The organism is Rhizobium sp. SVR5-9E, assembly GCF_056755095.1.
Window position 1 is genome coordinate 1 of sequence record NZ_JBNDHS010000812.1, and the last position, 232, is coordinate 232.

General features: G+C 58.6%; 1 pseudogene. It reads right to left on the bottom strand.

Annotation, left to right across the window (positions count from 1 at the left end):
• A pseudogene (locus ACPYOJ_RS37095) lies at positions 1 to 232 on the bottom strand (MFS transporter); the annotation flags it as partial.

A 232-nucleotide genomic window follows, 5' to 3' on the forward strand; every position in this document is an offset into this window, starting at 1 on the left:
AGATTGAAAAGCCCGGAGGCTCCCCGCATTCGGGCGGGCGGCATCGTGCCAAGAGCGATGTTGTTGATGGGCACCATGCACATCATCAGGCCGAAGCAGCGCAGAATCTGCGGGATGAAGAGCTCGTAGAAATCCCAGTCCGCCGTAAGATGCGTCATGATGAAAGTGCCGGCCACGAAGCTGACAAAGCCGATCGCCATCATCAGGCGCAGGTCCATCTCCGTCGATAGCC